Annotated in this window: 17 protein-coding genes; 14 read left to right on the forward strand and 3 right to left on the reverse strand. The window is 69.0% G+C overall.

Annotated elements, in window-relative coordinates:
* Positions 1-67 precede the first annotated feature (67 nt).
* Both fer and AN233_RS05130 read right to left on the reverse strand, forming a co-directional pair.
* Positions 68-457 carry a ferredoxin Fer gene (fer, locus tag AN233_RS05125; protein WP_058365769.1) on the reverse strand — a complete coding sequence of 130 codons (390 nt, stop codon included), beginning with the start codon at positions 455-457 and terminating at the stop codon, positions 68-70.
* Between the two features lie 292 nt (positions 458-749).
* Entirely contained in the window at positions 750-1892 is a 1143-nt protein-coding gene (locus AN233_RS05130) for a multicopper oxidase domain-containing protein (RefSeq protein WP_058365770.1), read from the reverse strand.
* A 300-nt stretch (positions 1893-2192) separates the two neighbouring features.
* Between AN233_RS05130 and AN233_RS05135 the strand changes: the two genes are divergently transcribed.
* The 6 genes from AN233_RS05135 (at position 2193) to AN233_RS05160 (ending at position 11408) form a co-directional block, all read left to right on the forward strand.
* Positions 2193-2804, forward strand: a complete 612-nt coding sequence (locus AN233_RS05135) for a DUF7504 family protein (protein ID WP_058365771.1) — start codon at positions 2193-2195, stop codon at positions 2802-2804.
* A 630-nt stretch (positions 2805-3434) separates the two neighbouring features.
* Positions 3435-3755, forward strand: coding sequence for a DUF5783 family protein (locus tag AN233_RS05140; RefSeq protein ID WP_058365772.1), 321 nt, complete (start codon positions 3435-3437; stop codon positions 3753-3755).
* A 72-nt stretch (positions 3756-3827) separates the two neighbouring features.
* Positions 3828-4205, forward strand: coding sequence for a NifU family protein (locus AN233_RS05145; protein ID WP_058365773.1), 378 nt, complete (start codon positions 3828-3830; stop codon positions 4203-4205).
* A 326-nt stretch (positions 4206-4531) separates the two neighbouring features.
* The gene (locus AN233_RS05150) at positions 4532-4951 is read left to right on the forward strand and encodes a PPC domain-containing DNA-binding protein (RefSeq protein WP_058365774.1); all 420 of its coding nucleotides are present in this window, start codon (positions 4532-4534) and stop codon (positions 4949-4951) included.
* A 33-nt stretch (positions 4952-4984) separates the two neighbouring features.
* Positions 4985-10117, forward strand: coding sequence for a DNA polymerase II large subunit (polC, locus tag AN233_RS05155; protein ID WP_058365775.1), 5133 nt, complete (start codon positions 4985-4987; stop codon positions 10115-10117).
* A gap of 382 nt (positions 10118-10499) precedes the next feature.
* Positions 10500-11408 carry a creatininase family protein gene (locus AN233_RS05160; RefSeq protein WP_080508360.1) on the forward strand — a complete coding sequence of 303 codons (909 nt, stop codon included), beginning with the start codon at positions 10500-10502 and terminating at the stop codon, positions 11406-11408.
* On the opposite strand, the gene AN233_RS05165 is transcribed toward AN233_RS05160, so the two are convergent.
* A complete protein-coding gene (locus AN233_RS05165; protein WP_058365776.1) occupies positions 11405-12145 on the reverse strand; it encodes an SDR family NAD(P)-dependent oxidoreductase in 741 nt (246 codons plus the stop codon). The two genes, AN233_RS05160 and AN233_RS05165, sit on opposite strands and share 4 nt — an antisense overlap.
* Before the next feature lie 124 nt (positions 12146-12269).
* Here AN233_RS05165 and AN233_RS05170 point away from each other — a divergent pair, with 124 nt between their 5' ends.
* From AN233_RS05170 to AN233_RS05205, 8 genes are all read left to right on the forward strand, one after another.
* On the forward strand, positions 12270-12728 hold the full coding sequence (locus AN233_RS05170; RefSeq protein WP_058365777.1) for a universal stress protein: 459 nt from the start codon (positions 12270-12272) through the stop codon (positions 12726-12728).
* A 49-nt stretch (positions 12729-12777) separates the two neighbouring features.
* Complete coding sequence (locus AN233_RS05175; protein ID WP_058365778.1) at positions 12778-13743, forward strand: ROK family protein; 966 nt, start codon at positions 12778-12780, stop codon at positions 13741-13743.
* Positions 13744-14213: 470 nt separating this feature from the next.
* Positions 14214-15767, forward strand: coding sequence for an LVIVD repeat-containing protein (locus tag AN233_RS05180; RefSeq protein WP_080508361.1), 1554 nt, complete (start codon positions 14214-14216; stop codon positions 15765-15767).
* Between the two features lie 76 nt (positions 15768-15843).
* Complete coding sequence (locus AN233_RS05185; protein ID WP_058365779.1) at positions 15844-16170, forward strand: NifU family protein; 327 nt, start codon at positions 15844-15846, stop codon at positions 16168-16170.
* Positions 16171-16602: 432 nt separating this feature from the next.
* Positions 16603-16899: a DUF7130 family rubredoxin-like protein gene (locus AN233_RS05190; RefSeq protein WP_058365780.1), complete on the forward strand. Its 297-nt coding sequence runs from the start codon at positions 16603-16605 to the stop codon at positions 16897-16899.
* Positions 16900-17033: 134 nt separating this feature from the next.
* Positions 17034-17564: a 50S ribosomal protein L16 gene (locus AN233_RS05195; protein ID WP_058365781.1), complete on the forward strand. Its 531-nt coding sequence runs from the start codon at positions 17034-17036 to the stop codon at positions 17562-17564.
* A gap of 108 nt (positions 17565-17672) precedes the next feature.
* Entirely contained in the window at positions 17673-18731 is a 1059-nt protein-coding gene (locus AN233_RS05200) for a WD40/YVTN/BNR-like repeat-containing protein (RefSeq protein WP_080508362.1), read from the forward strand.
* A gap of 51 nt (positions 18732-18782) precedes the next feature.
* A complete protein-coding gene (locus AN233_RS05205; protein ID WP_058365782.1) occupies positions 18783-19874 on the forward strand; it encodes a geranylgeranyl reductase family protein in 1092 nt (363 codons plus the stop codon).
* Positions 19875-20154: the final 280 nt, after the last annotated feature.

Genomic DNA, 20154 nt, shown 5'->3' on the forward strand with positions numbered 1-20154 from the left:
GGGGTTGGCGGGCGGCGGTGGCGGCGTCAAAAATCGGGGAGCGATATGGCCTCGCGGCCGGGCAACCTCAGATGACGCGGTTCTGAAGGTAGTCGAGGTGCTTCGCGTTGTAAACGATCCGGACCTCCTCGGCGTCCGGACTGCCGATGCAGGTCAGGCGTACGTTCTTCTCCTCGACCTCCTCGTCGGAGAGGATCTGCTGCATGTCCATGTTGATGTCACCCTCCTTGACGATGGCCGCGCAGTTCGCGCAGGCACCGGCGCGGCAGGAGAAGGGCCAGTCGTAGCCCTGCGCCTCCGCAGCCTCGAGGATGTACTCGCCCTGGTTCACGTCGAGGGTGCCGTAATCCTCCCCGTCGAGACCGGCGTCCGCCGCCTTCTCGAAGAGGTCGTCGTCGTCCATCGACCAACCGTGGTCGTCGAGCACTTCGTAGTTGAGGTATTCTACCGTGGGCATCAGGCGCGAATTCGACGCCCACCTCATTAGGCTTTGCTGTTCGATAGAAACGAGCGCCGCCCCGCCACGGATCCGTGACGCGGTGATAAATGAGAAGACGCGATATAGAAATCGCAATGCCGGAGCCGGTCCCGCAAGCCGGGGACACAGATCGGCACTGAACCGAGGCACAGATCGGCAGTGAAGCGAGACACGGGCCGGAGACAGGATCAACCGCCAGGGACGGAACCGAAACGGACACGGAGAAAAGCGCGGTGTCGTGATACCCCCACCCCGCAGTATCGACGCGGCGCTACAGCTCGTAGCCCGCGTAGTCCATCAGCTGGGCGAAGATGTCCGAGTCCATCGCCTCCTCGTAGACGATGCCACCGACCATCCCGCCGGGGTAGCTGTTCCCGTTCATCGCGTGGCTCACCTTGTGGCAGTGGAGCAGGTAGATCCCGGGGTCGGCGTCGGCCTCGAACTCGATGGTCTTGCGCTCGGCCGGCGCGATGTTGACCACGTCCTGGTCGTACTGGGCGACCTCCGGGATCGGCGAGCCGTCCTTCTCGACCACCTTGAACCGGTGGTTGTGGGTGTGGAGCGGATGGCTCATGTAGCCGTTGTTGGCGAAGTGGACGCGGACGGTGTCACCCTGCGAGACGATGATCGGCGAGCCGTCCTCGGGGTGGAGCGTCCGCGGCGCCGACCGGCCGTTGATGGTGAACGTGTCCGGGCTCCGGTCGCGGGCGCTGTAGGAGACGTCCTCGCCAGCGAACTGGCGGTTGAGCCGGGAGTCCCAGTCTTTCACCGTCATGAACAGCTCCTGATCGGCCGGCTCGTACCCCTCGGGGTCGACCCGGAAGAAGCCGTACATCCCCATGTCGATGTGGCGGTGGGTCTGGTAGTGGCAGTGGTAGAGGTGCGTACCGGGGACGTTCGCGGGGATCTCGTAGGTGTGGCTCTCCCCGGGCGCGACCGTGATCCCGGTGGTCGTCGGGACGCCGTCGTTCTCCCAGGTCTTGCTGACGCCGTGGAAGTGGACCGTATGAGGCATGTCGGCCTCGGTGTTGTCGAGCGTCACCTCGATGTCCTCGCCCTCGGTCGTTCGGAGGACCGGACCGGGTACGCTCGGCGCGCGGTCGTCGGCCTGCCACGCCCACACGCGGGGCAGCTCGACCGGCCCACCCATCGCGTCACCGGGGTGAACGGGGAGCCGCGAGGTGACCGACCGGAGCGTCACCTGGTTGTTCTGCTCCGGGAGGTCGACGACCTGCGGCGCCGCGGCCGCGGGGAGGTCCGCGTCCCCTTCGGCCTGCGCGACGCCGTCCCCGTCCGAGGTCCCGTTCCGGGGCGCGGCACACCCCGCAAGCCCCAGAACGCCCGCCGATCCCGTCGCACGTACGAAATCCCGCCGTGAGAGCTCCGTCCCGGGAGCACCGATCTGGTTCGTCATAAGCAGGTGAACGTATTCGGGGCGACCTTACAAACCCGAACGCACGTTCTCAGAGGGTTATAACGCGAGAACGGGGGAAGCACTTATGTTTCCGTTTCTCGAAATAACGGCCTTGGACCGAAAACGGCCCTCACCGCCTGCACAGTTCTCACCGCTGACAATCGGGGCCAAACACTTATCGCTCGCTCGGCGTCGATTCATGTATGGACGTTTCTTCCGTCGTGAGCACGCGGATAGTGGCCGCTCGCGGACCCACGACATGACGCAACTCCGTGCCCAAAGAGGGAGCGCTGAGGCAAGATGACCCCACTTTCCGCGGCCGTGGAAGCGGCCGACAGCGTGCTCCTCACCGGGCCACCCATGAGCGGGGAGTACGACCTGTTCCACCGCCTGCTCCACGAGTGGACGTCGTCACCGATCGTGATCTCCACCGGTCGCACCGCCGAGAAAGTCAGGGCCGACCACGAGCGAATCACGGGCGCGACCGACGACCGCGTCGTCGTGATCGACTGCATGACGCGCGACCGCGAGCTTTCGGCCGACGGCGCCGACGAGACGCGGTACGTCGCCTCGCCCGGCAACCTCACCGACCTCGGTGTCCAGTTCACGGAGCTCACCGATGAGGCCACCCCCGCGACCCCTCACGCGGTCGGCCTCGACTCCCTCTCGCAGCTCCTGATGTTCTCCGACCCCGACCGCGTCCACCGCTTCACGCGCGCACTCGCGACACAGGCCGCGAACGAGGGCTGGCCGTTCGTCGCGACCCTCGGGTCGACGATGCACGACGAATCGGTCAGACACACGCTCCACGAGGCGTTCGACGCGCTCGTGGAGACGCGCGTCGAGGGCGACGAGCGCCAGTTCCGCGTCCGCGAACGCGTCGACGGGCCGAGCGACTGGACCGCATTCTGAGCGATAGCGATACTGAGTGATGCAGACCGATTCAGACACCTCGATTTTTTGAAACTCGCGGCGGTGCGGTGCTGTGTGGTCGCGGAGCGTTGCGGTTGCGGTGCCGTACTGTCGGCGCGCGCCGCGGCGCCCCTGTGGCGCCGCGACCGCGCGAGGGAGGCGGCGGCGCGGCCGCCTGCGGTGCGTTGCGGTTTCGCGGCCGCGCCGCCGCCGAGGCTGGGGAGGGACGAGGCTGCTGTGCGGTTGCGGTGCGGGGTGGGGCTGAAAGGGGCAGCCGGCTCGATCCGGCCCCGACGACGTAAGCACCGCAGCGGGCTGTGCGGAGAGCGAGGAGCGCAGCGAGGCGCGGCCGGTCGAGCCGGCTGGGGCTTTCGAGGTGTTGCTGTCCAGATCAGCAGGATCCGCACCAGTCACAGAAACAACGCAATCTGACAGAAAGACAGAACGAACCGCGTAGTAGACTCAGTATCGTTATTAGTCGGGCCTCGGCGCCAGTTCGAGAGCCAACAGAGGACCAGGCCCAGTCGTTCTATATCGCGCTATGAGATATATTGTCCGAGCCGTACGCGGCTCCGAGCGTTCGAGGCGCGTACCGGCCGACTTTTTGCCGGCCGCGGCGGACCGTCGGCCATGACCGACTTCGACCCCGAGAAGTTCGAGGACAAGTACGTCCACTACTTCCAGGAGCTCCAGCGCGCGTACAAGAACGCCTTCAACCAGATGAACGAGCGGTACGACTCCGAACTGATCCACGGCATCGACCAGATGGTGCTCAACGAGTCGGAACCGTTCTACGAGGACGGGGAGTTCCGGGTCGAACTCCCCGAGAACCCGCGCGAGCGGCTCACCGGCGTGCTGGTCGACGACGAGAAGTTCGAGGAAACGCTGGAGGTCTACGTCGAGACGATCGAAGAAGAGCTCCATCGAGTTCTCGGGGTCGAGAAGCCCTGAAACCCCGGTATTCGGAGTCCGTACTGCGGGAATGAACCAAAGGCATAAGCCGCCACACTGCCAAGCACGGGTATGAGCACGGAATCCGCGGAGACGGAGGACGACCTGCGCGACCGCATCACGAACTTCCTGCGGCGCAACTTCCCCCAGATCCAGATGCACGGCGGCGACGCGGCCATCAGCCACCTCGACCGCGAGGCGGGCGAGGTCCACATCCAGCTCGGCGGCGCCTGTTCCGGCTGCGGCATCTCCCCGATGACGATCCAGGCGATCAAGTCCCGGATGGTCAAGGAGATCCCGGAGATCGACACGGTCCACGCCGACACGGGCATGAGCGCCGGCGCGGACGGCGACCTCGGCGGCACCAGCAGCGGTGACAGCGGCATGAGCCCCTCGTTCCCCGGCGAGTCCGACGGCGAGGACGACGAGGGCCCGCAAGCTCCGTTCTGAGGGCGTCTTCTTTCCGTTTTTCTCACCTTCCGGAGCGGCCGCGCTGTTCGAGCCGCTCCCGACACGCCCGACCGAGGCGCTCCTGGCCACACGACTGAGAGACATCCGCACGATCGTGCAGCGCTCCCGCCTCCGGCTACGGCGTAGATCGCGGTCTCGAACGACATACCGCCGATACCGCCCGAGGCATCGTGTTCGACCGTGGCCGATGCCGACGCCACGATAAATCAGATACTGCGATACAGAAATCCGACCACACGTCGCAGCCGGCGGCGATTCGCGGCGGACGGGGAACGCTTTTTGCTCGCGGCGCGTCACTCGACTCCATGAACTACCGGGAGGTCGAGTCGAGCGCGGAGTACGTCGCTCGACTGGAGACGGGCGCAGACTGGCGCGAGGAGATCGAGTCGCTGGCCCGCGCGGAGGACGTGGAAGCGGGCTGGTTCACGGCGATGGGGGCGGTGCAGGACGCGGACATCTGGTTCTACGACCAGGAGGAGACGGAGTACCAGTCGGTGACGTTCGACGAGCCGCTGGAGGTGGCCGCGTGCGTCGGGAACGTCTCGCTACTGGAGGACGAGGTGTTCGCGCACACGCACGCCGTGCTCTCGCGGCCGAGCGGACAGGCCCTCGCGGGGCACCTCGATTCCGCGACGGTGTGGGCGGGCGAGGTGTACCTGCGCGCGTTCGAGGAGCCGCTGGAACGGGCCCACGACGAGGCGACCGACCTGGACCTCTGGCTGTGATGGCCGGGGGCGCGTGGCGGGGGGTGCGGTGACGTGCGGCCCGACGACGAGCGCTATTTCGCGCGGATCGAGGACCGGTTGGACGAGGCGTTCGAGGTCGCGGAGGCCGCGAAGGCGCAGGGGAAAGACCCACGCGAGGAGATCGAGATCCCGGTCGCGCGCGACATGGCCGACCGCGTCGAGAACATCCTCGGTATCGACGGCGTCGCGGAGCGCGTCCGCGAGCTGGAGGGGCAGATGTCCCGCGAGGAGGCCGCCCTGGCGCTGGTGACGGACTTCGTCGAGGGGACGGTCGGCGACTACGACTCCCGCGCGGGCAAGGTCGAGGGCGCGGTCCGGACCGCGGTCGCGCTGCTGACCGAGGGGGTCGTCGCGGCCCCCATCGAGGGGATCGACCGCGTCGAGCTGCTGGAGAACGACGACGGCACGGAGTTCATCAACGTCTACTACGCCGGCCCGATCCGCTCGGCGGGCGGGACCGCGCAGGCGCTGTCCGTGCTCGTCGGCGACTACGCCCGCGCACTGCTGGGTATCGACGAGTACAAGGCTCGGTCCGAGGAGGTCGAGCGCTACGCCGAGGAGGTCGCACTCTACGACAAGGAGACCGGCCTGCAGTACACGCCGAAGGACAAGGAGTCGAAGTTCATCGCCAAGCACATGCCGATCATGCTGGACGGCGAGGCGACCGGCGACGAGGAGGTGTCGGGCTTCCGCGACTTAGAGCGCGTGGACACCAACTCCGCCCGCGGCGGGATGTGTCTGGTCCTCGCCGAGGGGATCGCGCTGAAAGCACCGAAGATCCAGCGCTACACCCGCGAGCTCGACGAGGTCGACTGGCCGTGGCTGCAGGACCTCATCGATGGCACCATCGGGAAGGACGATGGCGGCGAGGCGACGGACGACGACGCAGCGGTAGAGAGCGAGGGCGCGGAGGGGTCGGACGAGTCCACGGCCGCGGACGCCGACGACGCCGGCGAGAGCGTGGCGGTCGAGGGCGAACCGGAGAGTGACGCCGCAAGCGACGAGCCGCCCGGCCCGGAACGCGTCGAGCCCGCCACGAAGTACCTCCGCGACCTGATCGCGGGACGGCCAGTGTTCTCGCATCCCTCCGAATCGGGCGGGTTCCGGCTCCGATACGGCCGCGCGCGCAACCACGGGTTCGCGACCGCGGGCGTCCACCCCGCGACGATGCACCTCGTGGACGACTTCCTCGCGACCGGCACGCAGATCAAGACCGAGCGCCCGGGGAAGGCCGCGGGCGTCGTTCCGGTCGACTCCATCGAGGGACCGACCGTGAAACTCGCCAACGGCGAGGTGCGCCACATCGACGACCCCGAGGAGGCGCTGGCGGTCAGGAACGGCGTCGAGAAGATCCTCGACCTCGGCGAGTACCTCGTCAACTACGGCGAGTTCGTCGAGAACAACCACCCGCTCGCGCCCGCCTCCTACGTCTTCGAGTGGTGGGTACAGGATTTCGAGGCGGCGGGCGCGGACGTGCAGGCGCTCCGTGACGACCCCCGCGTGGACCTGGAGCACCCCTCCGTCGAGGAGGCGTTCGAGTGGGCGCGCGAGTACGACTGCCCGCTCCACCCCGACTACACCTACCTCTGGCACGACGTGAGCGTCGAGTCGTTCCTGACCCTCGCCGAGGCGGTCGCGGCCGGCGACGTGGTCGAGGGCGTCCTCGCCATCGAACACACCGACATCACGCGCGCGGCGCTTGAGCGCCTGCTCGTCACCCACACCGAGACGCCGGACTCGTTGCGGATCCCCGAGTGGCGGCCGCTCGCGCACTCGCTCGGGCTCGGAGACGGGCTCCGTAAGGAGTGGGACGAGTCGGACCTCTCCGAGGCCGCCCTGAACTGGGCCGACGGCGAGAACGCGACGAAAGCGGTCAACGAGGTCGCGCCGTTCGAGATCCGCGAGCGCGCGCCCACCCGGATCGGCAACCGGATGGGCCGACCCGAGAAGTCCGAGAGCCGCGACCTCTCCCCCGCGGTTCACACCCTGTTCCCCATCGGCGAGGCCGGCGGGACGCAGCGCGACGTGGCCGAGGCGTCCCGACAGATGGACGACCAGGGTCGCCGCGGCGTGTTGAACGTCGAGGTCGCGGATCGGGTCTGTCCCGACTGCGAGAGCCACACTTACCGCAACGCCTGTCCGGACTGCGGGACCCACACCGAACCGCACTACGAGTGCGGCCAGTGCGGCACCGAGTGCGAGCCCGACGAGGCCGGCCGCGTCGTCTGCCCGCGCTGCGAGTGGGAGGTCACGGCTGCGGACCGCCGCGAGATCGACGTGCACGCCGCCTACCGCGACGCCCTGGACGGCGTCGGCGAGCGCGAGTCCGCCTTCGAGATCCTGAAGGGGGTGAAGGGGCTCACCTCGACGAACAAGACGCCCGAGGCCATCGAGAAGGGCGTCCTCCGCGCGAAGAACGGCGTCACGTCGTTCAAGGACGGCACCGTCCGCTACGACATGACGGACCTCCCGGTCACGTCCGTCCGCCCCGCGGAGCTCGACGTGACCGCGGACCACTTCCGAGAGTTGGGGTACGAGACGGACATCGACGGCGAGCCGCTCCGCCACGACGACCAGCTGGTCGAGCTGAAGGTGCAGGACATCGTCCTCTCCGACGGCGCGGCCGAGCACATGCTCAAGACCGCGGACTTCGTCGACGACCTGCTGGAGCAGTTCTACGACCTGCCGGCCTTCTACAACGTCAACGAGCGCGACGAGCTCGTCGGCGAACTCGTCTTCGGGATGGCCCCCCACACCAGCGCCGCGACCGTCGGCCGCGTCGTGGGGTTCACCTCGGCGGCGGTGGGTTATGCTCACCCATATTTCCATGCAGCAAAGCGCCGGAACTGCTTCCACCCCGAGACGAAGGTGTGGTACGAGGACAAGTCCGGAACGTCACACCACGCGGAGATCGCCGACTTCGTCGAGCGCTATCTCGAGCGTTCCGAGGTCGAAGAGGACGACTTCGGAACTGTAGTCGGGAGGCTCGACGGCGTCGAGTCCGAGGTTCGTGTCCCGTCGATGAGCGCTAACGGAGAACAGGAGATGCAGCGGGTCGAGGCCGTGAGTAAGCATCCCGCACCTGACCACCTGATCCGTATTCGCACGCGATCGGGCCGTGAACTGAAACTCACACCGGACCACGAGGTCCACGTGTACGAGGGCGAAGCCGACGAACTCGTCGGGAAGGAGGCGCGAGAACTCGACGCGACCGACCGGCTCGTCACGCCCAGCTCGGTCGACCGGGACGGACGGACGGAGTCCACAAAGCGGTTCGATCTGCTCGAAGAGTTCATCGAGACCGAGGAGATCGCGAACGACCGCCTCATGGTGAAGGGGATGGAGAAGGACTGTCTCTACGACCTGTTTGAGGGGACGTTCGCGGACGACTGGGAGGGACAGTTCTACCCGCTGCAGAGCATGACGGAGGTCTTCGGGACGAACAAGAAGACGCTGAGCAACTACCTCTACCGCGGCAGCTTCCCGGTGTCGTACCTCGAACAATGCTTCTCGTCCGTGGACGACCTGCTGGCGTTCGTGCCAGAGGACGTGACGCTCGGAGTGAAGCGCGACCGGACCGAGATCGATCGGTTCGTCGAACTCGACGAGCGAGTCGCGACGCTCCTCGGATACTACGCGGCGGAGGGCTTTGCCCGGGAACAGGAGACCCCGAAGGGAACGATCCATCAGACGACGATCTGCGGGACCGAAGAGGAGGCACGCCAGTTCTTCCTGCAGACCCTTCGTGACGAGTTCGGGGTCGAACCGTACGAGGAGAACCACGCGAAGGTGACGGTTTCTGGGCGTCTTCTCCGGATATTCTTCGACACGGTTCTGAACGCGGGGAACGACGCGCACACGAAACGCGTTCCGGCACCGATATTCGACGCGTCCGAAGAGGTGATCGCGGCGTATCTCGGTGGGTACGTCAGCGGCGACGGAAACGTCGATGCCGACTCGCTTCTCGTTCAGGCGACGACTGTCAGCGCCGAACTCAAGGAAGACGTGCTCGCACTTCTCTCCGCCCTCGGAATAAAGGCGACCGTCGAGCGGCCGACGCGCGTGCCGCTACACGTGAAGTTCCCCGAGTTCTACGAGGAGGACTACGATTCTCTGACGGCACAGAGCTACGTCATCGGGATCTCCTCGGAGGACGCCGTTCGGTTCTCCGAACTCGTGAACGTTCACATGACCCGGAAGCAGGATCGTCTGCAGAGGCGCACTACGGAGATCGAACCACGGAGTCGTCGCGTGTTCGACGGCGGGTCTGGAGAGTACCTGCTTGAGGAGATCGACGACATCCGAACCGTCGAAAGCGACGCCGACCACGTCTATTGTCTCACGGTCGCGGAGACGCACTCGCTTGTCGCAAACGACATGTCAGTTAAGCAATGCGACGGGGACGAGGACTGCGTCATGCTCCTGATGGACGGCCTGCTGAACTTCTCGAAGGAATTCCTGCCGGACAAACGCGGCGGCCGGATGGACGCGCCGCTGGTGATGTCCTCGCGGATCGACCCCTCGGAGATCGACGACGAGGCGCACAACATGGACATCGTCCGGCAGTACCCCCGCGAGTTCTACGAGGCGACCGTCGAGATGGCCGACCCCGAGCGCGTCGAGGACCTGATCAAGCTCGGCGAGGACACCCTCGGCACCGACGACGAGTACCGCGGCTTCGAGCACAGCCACGACACGACGGACATCGCGATGGGGCCGGACCTCTCGGCGTACAAGACCCTCGGCTCGATGATGGACAAGATGGACGCCCAGCTGGAGCTCTCCCGCAAGCTCCGCGCGGTCGACGAGACCGACGTGGCCGAGCGCGTCATCGAGTACCACTTCCTCCCGGACCTGATCGGCAACCTCCGCGCCTTCTCGCGCCAGGAGACGCGGTGTCTGGACTGCGGCGAGAAGTACCGCCGGATGCCCCTGTCGGGCGACTGCCGCGAGTGCGGCGGCCGCGTCAACCTCACCGTCCACGAGGGGTCGGTGAACAAGTACATGGACACCGCCATCGAGGTCGCCGAACGGTACGGCTGCCGCGACTACACGAAACAGCGCCTCTACGTGCTGGAGAAGTCGCTGGAGTCCGTCTTCGAGGACGACACCAACAAGCAGAGCGGGATTGCGGACTTCATGTAGGACCTTTTTCTGCGGTCGGGTTCGCGCGGCGCGGGCGCCGCGCTCACCACTCCCTTGAAAAATCTCCACCAAAAACCGCGCCGCGGTCGGCGCTCCGGGCGCTTCGCGCCCTCGCGCCGCCGCGGTACCACAACCGAAACCGAGAACCGCATCAGCACCGCACCGCGACCGCACCAGCACCGTACCGCGACCGCACCGCGACCGCACCAGCACCACACCGCGACCGCATCAGCACCGCACCGCGACCGCACCAGCACCACACCGCGACCGCATCAGCACCACACCGCGACCGCATCAGCACCGCACTCCGAGGTTCAGAAATCGGTTCGCGGCCGTGCCCCGGGCCGAAACCGCTTACCTCCGGGCGGCCGCATCGGGGGGCATGACCGAGTCCGAGGGCGGCCTCGAGGAGTTCCGGCTGGAGCGCATGACCTGGCGCGACGTGGAGGCGGCGACCGCGGAGACGTCCACGCTCCTGTTACCGGTCGGCGCGACCGAGCAGCACGGCCACCACATGCCGCTCGGCGTGGACACGCTGATGCCCGAGGCCATCGGGGAGCGCGTCGCCGAGGAGGTGCCCGCGCTGCTCGCGTCCGCCGTCCCCTACGGCGTCAGCGAGCACCACACGTTCAAGCCGGGGACGTTCACCGTCGAGAGCGAGACGTTCCGGCGCTACGTCCGCGACGTGGCCGGCTCCGCGGCCGAGTGGGGGATCGGCCACGTCCTCCTGCTGAACGGCCACTACCTCGCGCAGGACCCCGAGCTCGAGGTCGTCGTGCGGGACCTCCGGACGGAGTTCGACCTCGCGGCGTTCCACGTCCCCCTGATCGACGTCTTCTCCGACGCCGCGGCGCGCGTCCGGGACAGCGGCGTCACGTTCCACGCCTCCGAGTTCGAGACGAGCCTGATGCTGGAGCTGTTCCCCGACCTCGTCCGCATGGACGAGGCCGAGGCCGTCGACCCGCCAGCGGAGAGCCTCCCGCTCACCGACTACGACGCGCTCGGCGACAACCGCGTGGGGTGGGCGCTCACCGCGACCGACATGGCGGCGCTGACCGACACCGGGAACCTGGGCGATCCCACGAGCGCCACGGCCGCGAAGGGACGCGAGATGACCGACGAGGCGGTCGAGAACCTCGTCACGCTCGTCGCGGCGCTGGAGCGCGGCGATCGGAACGGGGTCGCGACGACGGACGCGGCGGACCGTGATGGCGTCGCGGACGACCGTGGCGACGGCGCGAACCGCGGCCGTGACGACGCCGAGGCCGGCGACCGCCGCGACGGGGCCTAGAGCCGCTCGGGGATCCAGCCGCCGTCGATTTCCACGTTCTCGCCCGAGAGGTACGCCGACCCCTCGTCGAGGAAGAACAGCACCGCCTGCCGCACGTCCTCGAAGGTGGCCCACCGCCCGCGAGGCGCCTCGTCGGGGAACTCGTCGCTCGACTCCACCACGTACGGCGAGACTGCGTTGACCGTGACGCCGTCGTCGGTCGTGTCCCGCGCGACCGCCCGCGTGAACATCAGGACGCCCGTCTTGGCGATGAAGTACGGGAGGTTCTTCGGGTTCGCGAGCGCGCGGTCGCTGCCGGCGTAGCCGACGTTCACCACGCGCCCCCATTCCGCCTCGCGCATCGCGGGGAGCGCGCGGCGCGTGCAGAGGTAGGTCCCCTTGAGGTTCGTCTCCAGCACGCGGTCCCACGTCGCGACGCTCATCGCCTCCCAGTGCTCGGGCGCGAAGTCGCCGACGTTGTTCACCAACACGTCGACCGCGCCGAGCTCCGTCTCGACCGCGTCGAAGGCGGCGTCGACGCTCGCCGGGTCGGTCACGTCCGCCCCGACCGCGGTCGCGGCCGGCGCGCCGCGGTCGCGCGCCTCCTCCGCGGTCGCGACCGCGGCCGCCTCGCTGGTGTTGTAGTGGACCGCGACGGCCGCGCCCGCCTCGGCGCACGCGAGCGCGATCGATCGCCCTAGCCCCCGCGCACTCCCGGTGACGAGCGCCACGCGCCCGGACAGGTCCGGCTCGATCATACCCGACGATCCGCTCCCATCGGGAAAGTCTCGTCGTGTGAGATGATACCACGGGCCTGAAAATTAATTCAAAACCGAGTAAACAGACGGTGGTTTTAAGTTGTCGGGGGAGCAAAGGGCTGCCATGAGCATCGACACGATGTTGCTGGCGGTCGGCGCGGACGACCGCGAGCGCGTGGAGCGACTCGGTGAGGAGACGACTGACGTGGCGGCCCCCTGTGGCGCGGAGGTCGTTCTCGCGCACGTGTTCACCGGAGAGGAGTTCGAGGACACATGCGAGAAGCTGAGCATCGACCCCGACAGCGAGGAGGCGACGCCCGACGGCGTGGCCAAGCGCCACGCGACGATCCGCGACCTGACGACGATCATGGACGAGGCGGGCGTCGACTACGCGATCCGGGGCGCGGTCGGCCACCGCGGCGAGGAAATCGTCGACGTCGCGAAGGACACCGACGCCGACCGCGTGGTCGTCGGCGGGCGCCAGCGCTCCCCCACCGGGAAGGCCGTCTTCGGGAGCGTCGCTCAGGAGGTCATGCTCTCCTCGCCGTGCCCGGTGACGTTCGTCCGCGAGGGGACGAAGTAGCGCTCGGAAGCGTCTCAATTAAGTGCCGCCGGAGCCCCCCTTCGCGTAGATGCACTACGTGGGCGTCGACCTCGGCGCGACCAACGTCCGTGCGGTCGTCGGCGACGGCGACGCGACGATCCTCGGCTCCGCGAAGCGCCCGACCCCGCGCGGGCCGACCGGCATCGCGGTGACCGAGGCCGTCCTCGGCGTCGTCCGCGAGGCCTGCGCGGAGGCGGGCGTCGATCCGGCGACCGTCGCCGCGGCCGGGGTGGGCTCCATCGGCCCGCTGGACCTGGCCGCCGGCGTCGTGGAGAACCCGGCGAACCTCCCCGACGCCATCGACCGGATCCCCCTGACCGGCCCCCTCTCCGAACTGCTCGACACCGACGAGGTACACCTGCACAACGACACCAACGCGGGCGTCATCGGCGAGCGGTTCCACGCCGACCGCAACCCCGACGACATGGTGTACCTCACCATCTCCTCGGGCGTCGGCGCGGGCGTCTCCGTCGACGGCAACGTGCTCGCCGGCTGGGACGGCAACGCCGGCGAGGTCGGCCACATGACGCTCGACCCCCACGGCTTCATGCGGTGCGGCTGCGGTTCCGACGGTCACTGGGAAGCCTACTGCTCCGGCAACAACATCCCGCGATACGCCCGCGAGCTACACGCCGAGGACCCGGTCGAGACGAGCCTGCCGGTCGACGACCCCGACTTCTCCGCGAAGGACGTCTTCGACGCCGCGGGCGACGACGACTTCGCCGACCACGTGGTCGCGCAGGTCGCCCACTGGAACGCGATGGGGCTGGCCAACGTCATCCACGCGTACGCGCCGCTGGTCGTCTCGGTCGGCGGTGCGGTCGCGCTGAACAATCCGGAACTCGTGCTCGACCCGGTCCGCGAGCAGCTCTCCGAGATGGTGTTCATCAACCTCCCCGAGATCAAACTCACCGACCTCGGCGACGAGGTGGTCGTGAAGGGTGCACTCGCCAGCGCGCTCACCGGCGGGACGGGCGACCGCTCCCGGTTGTAGAGCCGACCCTGCTTCTCGACGCCTGACCCGCCGGACGCGACACCGAGTCGCACAGACACCCGACCCGACTGCACTCACGGCGGGAGTTCCGCCGCATCCGCGAAAAACGTTCGTCCCACCGCAGTGGTGCGGTGCTGTGCGTACAGTGCGGTCGGCGCGCGCGAGAAACGCGCGCGAGGGAGGCGGCGGCGCGGCCGCCTTGCGGTGTGGTGCGGTTTCGCGGCCGCGCCGCCGCCGAGGCTGGGGAGGTGCGAGGCCTGCAGTGCTGTGCGGGGCGGGACTGAAAGGGGCAGCCGGCTGGGGCTTTCTGGGTGGTACTGTCCAGCACAGCAGGATCAGTAGCAGACACAGAAAACGCGTCGTCGGGAGGGCCGGCCGAGGTTTCCGACCGTCGCGTTCCGAGCAACAGGAGCGACACGTCGACCCCTCGGGTGAGAAACCCTCATACGCGCGAGCCCCCACCGTCCGGTATGGACAGACGGCGCTTCCTCCGGACCGGCGCGCTGGGCGTCGCCGGAGTGGCGTTGGGCGGCGCGGCGACCGGCGGGGTCGGGACCACGGCCGCCGCGGCGACCGCGACCGAGCAGGAGTCGTCCGCCTACGCCCCGATCGGCCGCCTCGACCTCGACGCAGCCTACGAGGCGGTCGTCGCCGAGGACGGAGCGACCGCCTTCGTCGCCACGGGCGACGGGTTCGTCGTCATCGACCTCTCGGACCCCGCCGACCCCCGTCAGGTCGCCGAGCGCAGCGACCTGCTCACCGACCGAGAGAACGGCCCGCTGACCCGCGTCTGGGACCTCGCGGTCGACGGGACCGACCTGCTGGTCGCCGGTCCCGCGAACCCGAACCGGAGCGTGAACGCCGCCGTGCGCTTCGACGTGTCGGACCCCGCCGACCCGGAGCAGGTCGCCGTCGCCGAGGTCGGGTTCCCGATCCACAACTGCGCGCTCGCGGACGGGGTCGGCTACCTCACCGACAACGACCGCGACCGGAACCCCCTCGTCGTCGTCGATCTGGGGGCGGACGCGGCGCGGAACGGAGACGGGGGCGCCGGCGAGGAACTCGCGCGCTGGTCGGTGATCGACGCCGACCCCGCGTGGGACGACGTGCGCCAGACCCTCCGCGTGGTCCACGACGTGAGCGTGACCGACGGCGTGGCGGCGCTGGCCTACTGGGACGCCGGCACGCACCTGCTCGACGTCTCCGACCCCGCGACTCCCGAGTACCTCGGCGGTGTGACGCCGCGCGAGCCCGACGACCTGGCCGCGCTGTCGGCCCACGAGGTCACCGTCGAGAACTCCGCGCTCCCGGGCAACCACCACTACGCGGAGACGGACGATACCGGCGACCTGTTGGCCGTCAACGCCGAGGCGTGGGCGGTCGAGACCGGTGACGGACTGCGGGGCGGCCCCGGCGGCGTCCACCTCTACGACGCCTCGGATCCGACGGACATCGTCTCGCTCTCGACGATAGCGCCCCTCGAGAGCCCCGACCCGACAGGCTCGGGCGTCTGGACCACCGCACACAACTTCGAGCTCCGGGGCGACCGCCTCTACACCGCGTGGTACGAGGGCGGCGTGACGCTCCACGACGTCTCCGACCCCACGGCGCCCGCGGAGCTGGCGCGGTGGCGCGACCCCGCCCACGCCAGTTTCTGGACCGCGCGCGTCGGCGTCCCCGGCGAGTTCTTCGTCGCCCCGAGCACGAGCCACCGCCCCGCGCAGGCCGCCCTCTACACCTTCCCCGACCGCGCCGGCGAGCAGGCCGACCCGCCCGCGCTGCGCGACGCCCTCCCGGACGCGTCGACCGAGACCCCCGCGGCCGCACGAACACCCGCGGACGCGACCGACACGCGGGCCCCCGCGAACGCGACCGACGGCGCCGCAGACGACGCCGAGACGGACGGCGAGGCAGCCGGCTTCGGCCTCGGGACCGCGACCGGCGCGCTCGCGGCCGGTGCCGGCCTCCTCCGGGCCGCCCGGCGGGTCCGCGATGGTGGTGACGACGACGGCCGTGCGGAATAGTGACACAGTTGCTTACAGGGTCGGATCGGCCGGCCGAACCGCAAGCTTCCAAAGGCTCCGGCGCCAACTACGGACAATGAGCGACGAGAGCCTCGCGGACCGAGTGGAGCAGTGGATGGTCGGCCAGATGCCGATCATCCAGATGCACGGCGGCACGAGCGTCGTGCGCGAGGCGGACGCGGAGGCCGGCGAGGTCGTCGTCGAACTCGGCGGCACCTGCTCCGGCTGCGGCATCTCCAACGTCACCGCCGAGAACATCCGCCGCGACCTCATCATGGACTTCGACGAGGTAAGCGAGGTCCACGTGAAGGTCCCCTCCTCGGGCGACCAGGGCGCCGCCACCGTCGAGGGCGGCCGCGGCGGCGACCTCCAACACGAGACCGAGAGCGCCGAGCACTTCTAACCGACCGTTTTCCCGCCGACCTTTTTCTGCGTCGGGTCGCGCCGGCGCTTCGCGCCGGCTTGACCGCTCCTTGAAAAATGTCGATCAAAAAGGGGCCGCGGTCGGCGCTCCGGGCGCTTCGCGCCCTCGCGCCGCCGCGGTACCACAACCCTCGACGGAAACCGCAACCCGACCTTTTTCTGCGGTCGGGTCGCGGCGGCGCGGGCGCCGCCTTGACCACTCCCTTGAAAAATGTCGATCAAAAAGGGGCCGCGGTCGGCGCTCCGGGCGCTTCGCGCCCTCGCGCCGCCGCGGTACCACAACCCTCGACAGAAACGGCACCGCACAACCACAGCACCGCCACCGCACCGCCACCGCGACCGCGAACGGCAGAAATAGTGTATCACGCTACCGTGACACATAATTAAGACGATCCGGCACGTATTGCCGCGTATGGCCTCCGAAGAACCCGTATTCGCGGACGTGACCATCGGACAGAGCGTCTACGACGACGAAGGGAACGAACTCGGGTCGGTCCGCGGCGTCGACGACGACGGCTTCTACGTTCGGTCCCCGGACACCGGCGAGGCGCTGTCGCTCACGCGGGCGCGGGACGTGTTCGGCACCGCCTACGTGATGTGGCGATGCTGGGAGTGCGGCGAGATGGGCGAGATCGGCGACCAGCTCCCGGCGAACTGCCCGAACTGTGACGCGCCGCGCGAGGATCTCTACTACTGGGCCGAGGACTGACCTAGCGCGCTTCTGACCCCGTCGGTCAGGGGGTGACAACACCTCACAGGTTCCGAGAGCCGGCTCTAGCGGCGCGAGAGGAGCGCTTTCGAAGGCTTTATTCGCGGCGCGGAGGTGATATCCGACAAGTAACCATGTCAGACAAGCCCGCCTCCATGTACCGGAAGATCGACAAGCCGTCGTACACGCGCCGTGAGTACATCACGGGCATTCCGGGCTCGAAGATCGCACAGCACAACATGGGCGACCTCTCCACGGACCCGGACGACTACCCCGTCGAGATCAGCCTCCGCGTCGAGGAGACGCTCCAGATCCGCCACGGCTCGCTCGAGAGCGCGCGCCTGTCGGCCAATCGCCACCTGCTGAAGGAACTCGGCGAGGGCAACTACAAGATGGTCCTCCGCAAGTTCCCCCATCAGGTCATCCGCGAGAACAAGCAGGCGACCGGCGCGGGCGCGGACCGCGTCTCCGACGGCATGCGACAGGCGTTCGGCAAGCCCGTCGGCACCGCCGCCCGCATCCAGAAGGACGAGGCCGTCTTCACGGCCTACTGTACGCCCGAGCAGGCCTCCGTCGTGAAGGAGGCCTTCCGCCGCGCGTACAACAAGATGTCGCCGCCGTGCCGGATCACGGTCGACCGCGGTGAGAAGCTGCTGATCTCGTAAGCGGCTCGCAGTCTCTCGTTTTCTCTCACCCCGCCCAGCGATTGCGCCCTTCTTCGCCGGCCGCGACGCGCCGGCCGTTTTACCTCCCGCAAACGCGTATCCCGAGCCATGCACGCGTACCTCGCTCTCCCCGACCGACTGCTGGTCGCGGACCTCGCGTCCGGCGCCGTTCGCGAACGCCTGCCCGACCGCGAGCCGGAGTGCGTCGCCGTCTCGCCGGTCGCGCCGGACCGCGTCTTCGCCGGGACGTTCGACGACGGGCTGTACCGATCGACTGACGGCGGCGACTCCTTCGCGCGCGTCGGCGCGGACGCGATAGCGCCCGACGCCGTCACCGCGGTCGCGATCAGTCCCCACGACCCCGACGAGGTGTGGGTCGGGACGGAGCCCTCCGGCGTCTACCGCTCGACGGACGGCGGCGAGACGTTCGCACGCCTGTCGGGATTGACCGACCTCCCGTCGGCGTCGGACTGGTCGTTCCCGCCGCGCCCCGACACGCACCACGTGCGGTGGCTCGAACCCGACCCCGGCGACCCCGACCACTGGTACGTCGCGATCGAGGCCGGCGCGCTCGTGGAGACGCCCGACGCGGGCGAGACGTGGGACGACCGCGTGCCGGACTCGCGCCGCGACGTGCACACCCTCGGGACCCATCCGGACGCCTCCGCGCGCGTCTACGCCGCCGCGGGCGACGGCTACGCCGAGAGCGACGATCGCGGCGCGACGTGGGACTACCCGCAGGCGGGGCTCGACCACCGCTACGTCTGGGGGCTCGCGGTCGACCCGGGCGATCGGGACACGGTGCTCGTCTCCGCGGCCTCGGGCGCGGGGGCCGCCCACCGCCGCGGCGAGGCGTACCTCTACCGCCGGCGTCGCGGCGAGGAGTGGGAGCGGATCGGCGGCGGCCCACGAGCGAGAAGGGCCGAGAGCGAGGCCGCTGACGGAGCGTTCCCCGACGGTGAGGGGACCTACCGCGCGGTGCTCGCCGCGGGACCCGAGGCGGGCGAGGTCTGGGCCGCCACCGACCGCGGACTGTTCCGCACCGACGACGCCGGCGACTCGTGGGACCTCGCGACCCCTCCGGAAGCGATCGACGGCGACGGCGACGACAGCCACGACGGCGAGGCGCGGTGGAAGCCGCCGCGGGGACTCGCGGTCGTCGGGTGAGGCGCCGCTCGTCGGGAAGTGCTTATCAGTCGCGGCGCGGTGCGTATCGGTATGTACGATTTCGCCGTCGTGGGCGTCGGCCCGGCCGGCGCGCGCTTCGCCCGCCGCGCGGCGGAGGCGGGGTACGACGTGGTCGCCTTCGAGAAGGGTGAGGTCGGGACCCCGCTGGCCTGCTCCGGGCACGTCTCCGACGACATCTGGGGCTACGTCCCCGACGAGGCGCGCGAGGAACTCCTCCAGAACGAGGTGTACGGCGCGCGGTTCCGAGTCGGCGGTCCGGACTCGACGCCCTACCCCTTTTATAAAGAAGAGCGCGTCTCGAACGTGATCGACCGCGTCGAGTTGGACCGGACGCTCGCCGACTGCGCCCGCGAGGCCGGCGCGGACGTGCGCGAGGGACACACCGTCACCGGTGTCGACGAGCGCGACGACCGCGTGGTGCTGGAGGTCAAAAAGGCCGACCGCGTCGGTGGGGGCACGGAGACGGTCGAAGCGCGGATGGTCGCCGGCTGTGACGGCCCCGTCTCGCGCGTCCGGCGCGCGGTCGGGCTCCCCGAACCCGAGGAGAAACTCCACGGCGTGCTCGCGTTCGACCGGACGCCGGACGGCGGCGACTTCGTGGACGTGCACCTGACGGCACCGACCTTCTTCGCGTGGCGGATCCCCCGCGGGGAGGCGGGCGTCGAGTACGGGCTCGCCGCGCCGCCGGGCGTCGAGGTGAACGACATGTTCGACGCGCTCACCGACGCCTACGACGTGGAGACGGACCACTTCTGTTCGGGCGCCATCCCCGTCGGCCCCCCGGAGACGGTGACGACCGACCGCGTCTTTCTGATCGGCGACGCGGCCGCGCAGACGAAGCCGTTCACCGGCGGGGGGATCCGCTACGGGATGGCCGCCGCCGACGCCGCGGCGGAGACGATCGATCCCGCTGACCCCGCCACGCTCGACGACTACGAGTCGGCGTGGCGCGACGAGTTGGCCAGGGAGATCCGGCTCGGCAAGCTCATCAGGAAGTGCTACTCGCTGCCGGAGCCGGTCCAGCGGCTCGGGCTCCGGGCGCTGTCCGGCGAGATCGGGGTCCACATGGACAGGCCGTCGTCGTTCTTCTCGCGGACGCATCTCCGCCGACTGCTCCGCTGAGGGGGAGTCGCGGGGGGTCCGGAGCACCTCGACTCTCCCGACTGCTCCGCTGCAGCGCCGAGAACGGAGTCCGCGCGGTCAGTCGCCGGCTCCCGGTTCGGTCCCGTCGTCGTCGAGCGCCGGGAACCGGAGTTCGACGACCGCGCCGCGGGGCTCCGCCTCCCGGTAGGAGACGGTTCCACCGGCTGTGTTGAATCGCCATACAGCAGCGAGTTAGGCCGCTAAATCAAAGGAGTTGAAGCGAGAGAATGCGGTTGTCTATGACGCAAATCTCCCGCTT

The organism is Haloparvum sedimenti, assembly GCF_001462205.1.
In the GTDB taxonomy this organism is placed as follows: Archaea; Halobacteriota; Halobacteria; order Halobacteriales; family Haloferacaceae; genus Haloparvum; species Haloparvum sedimenti.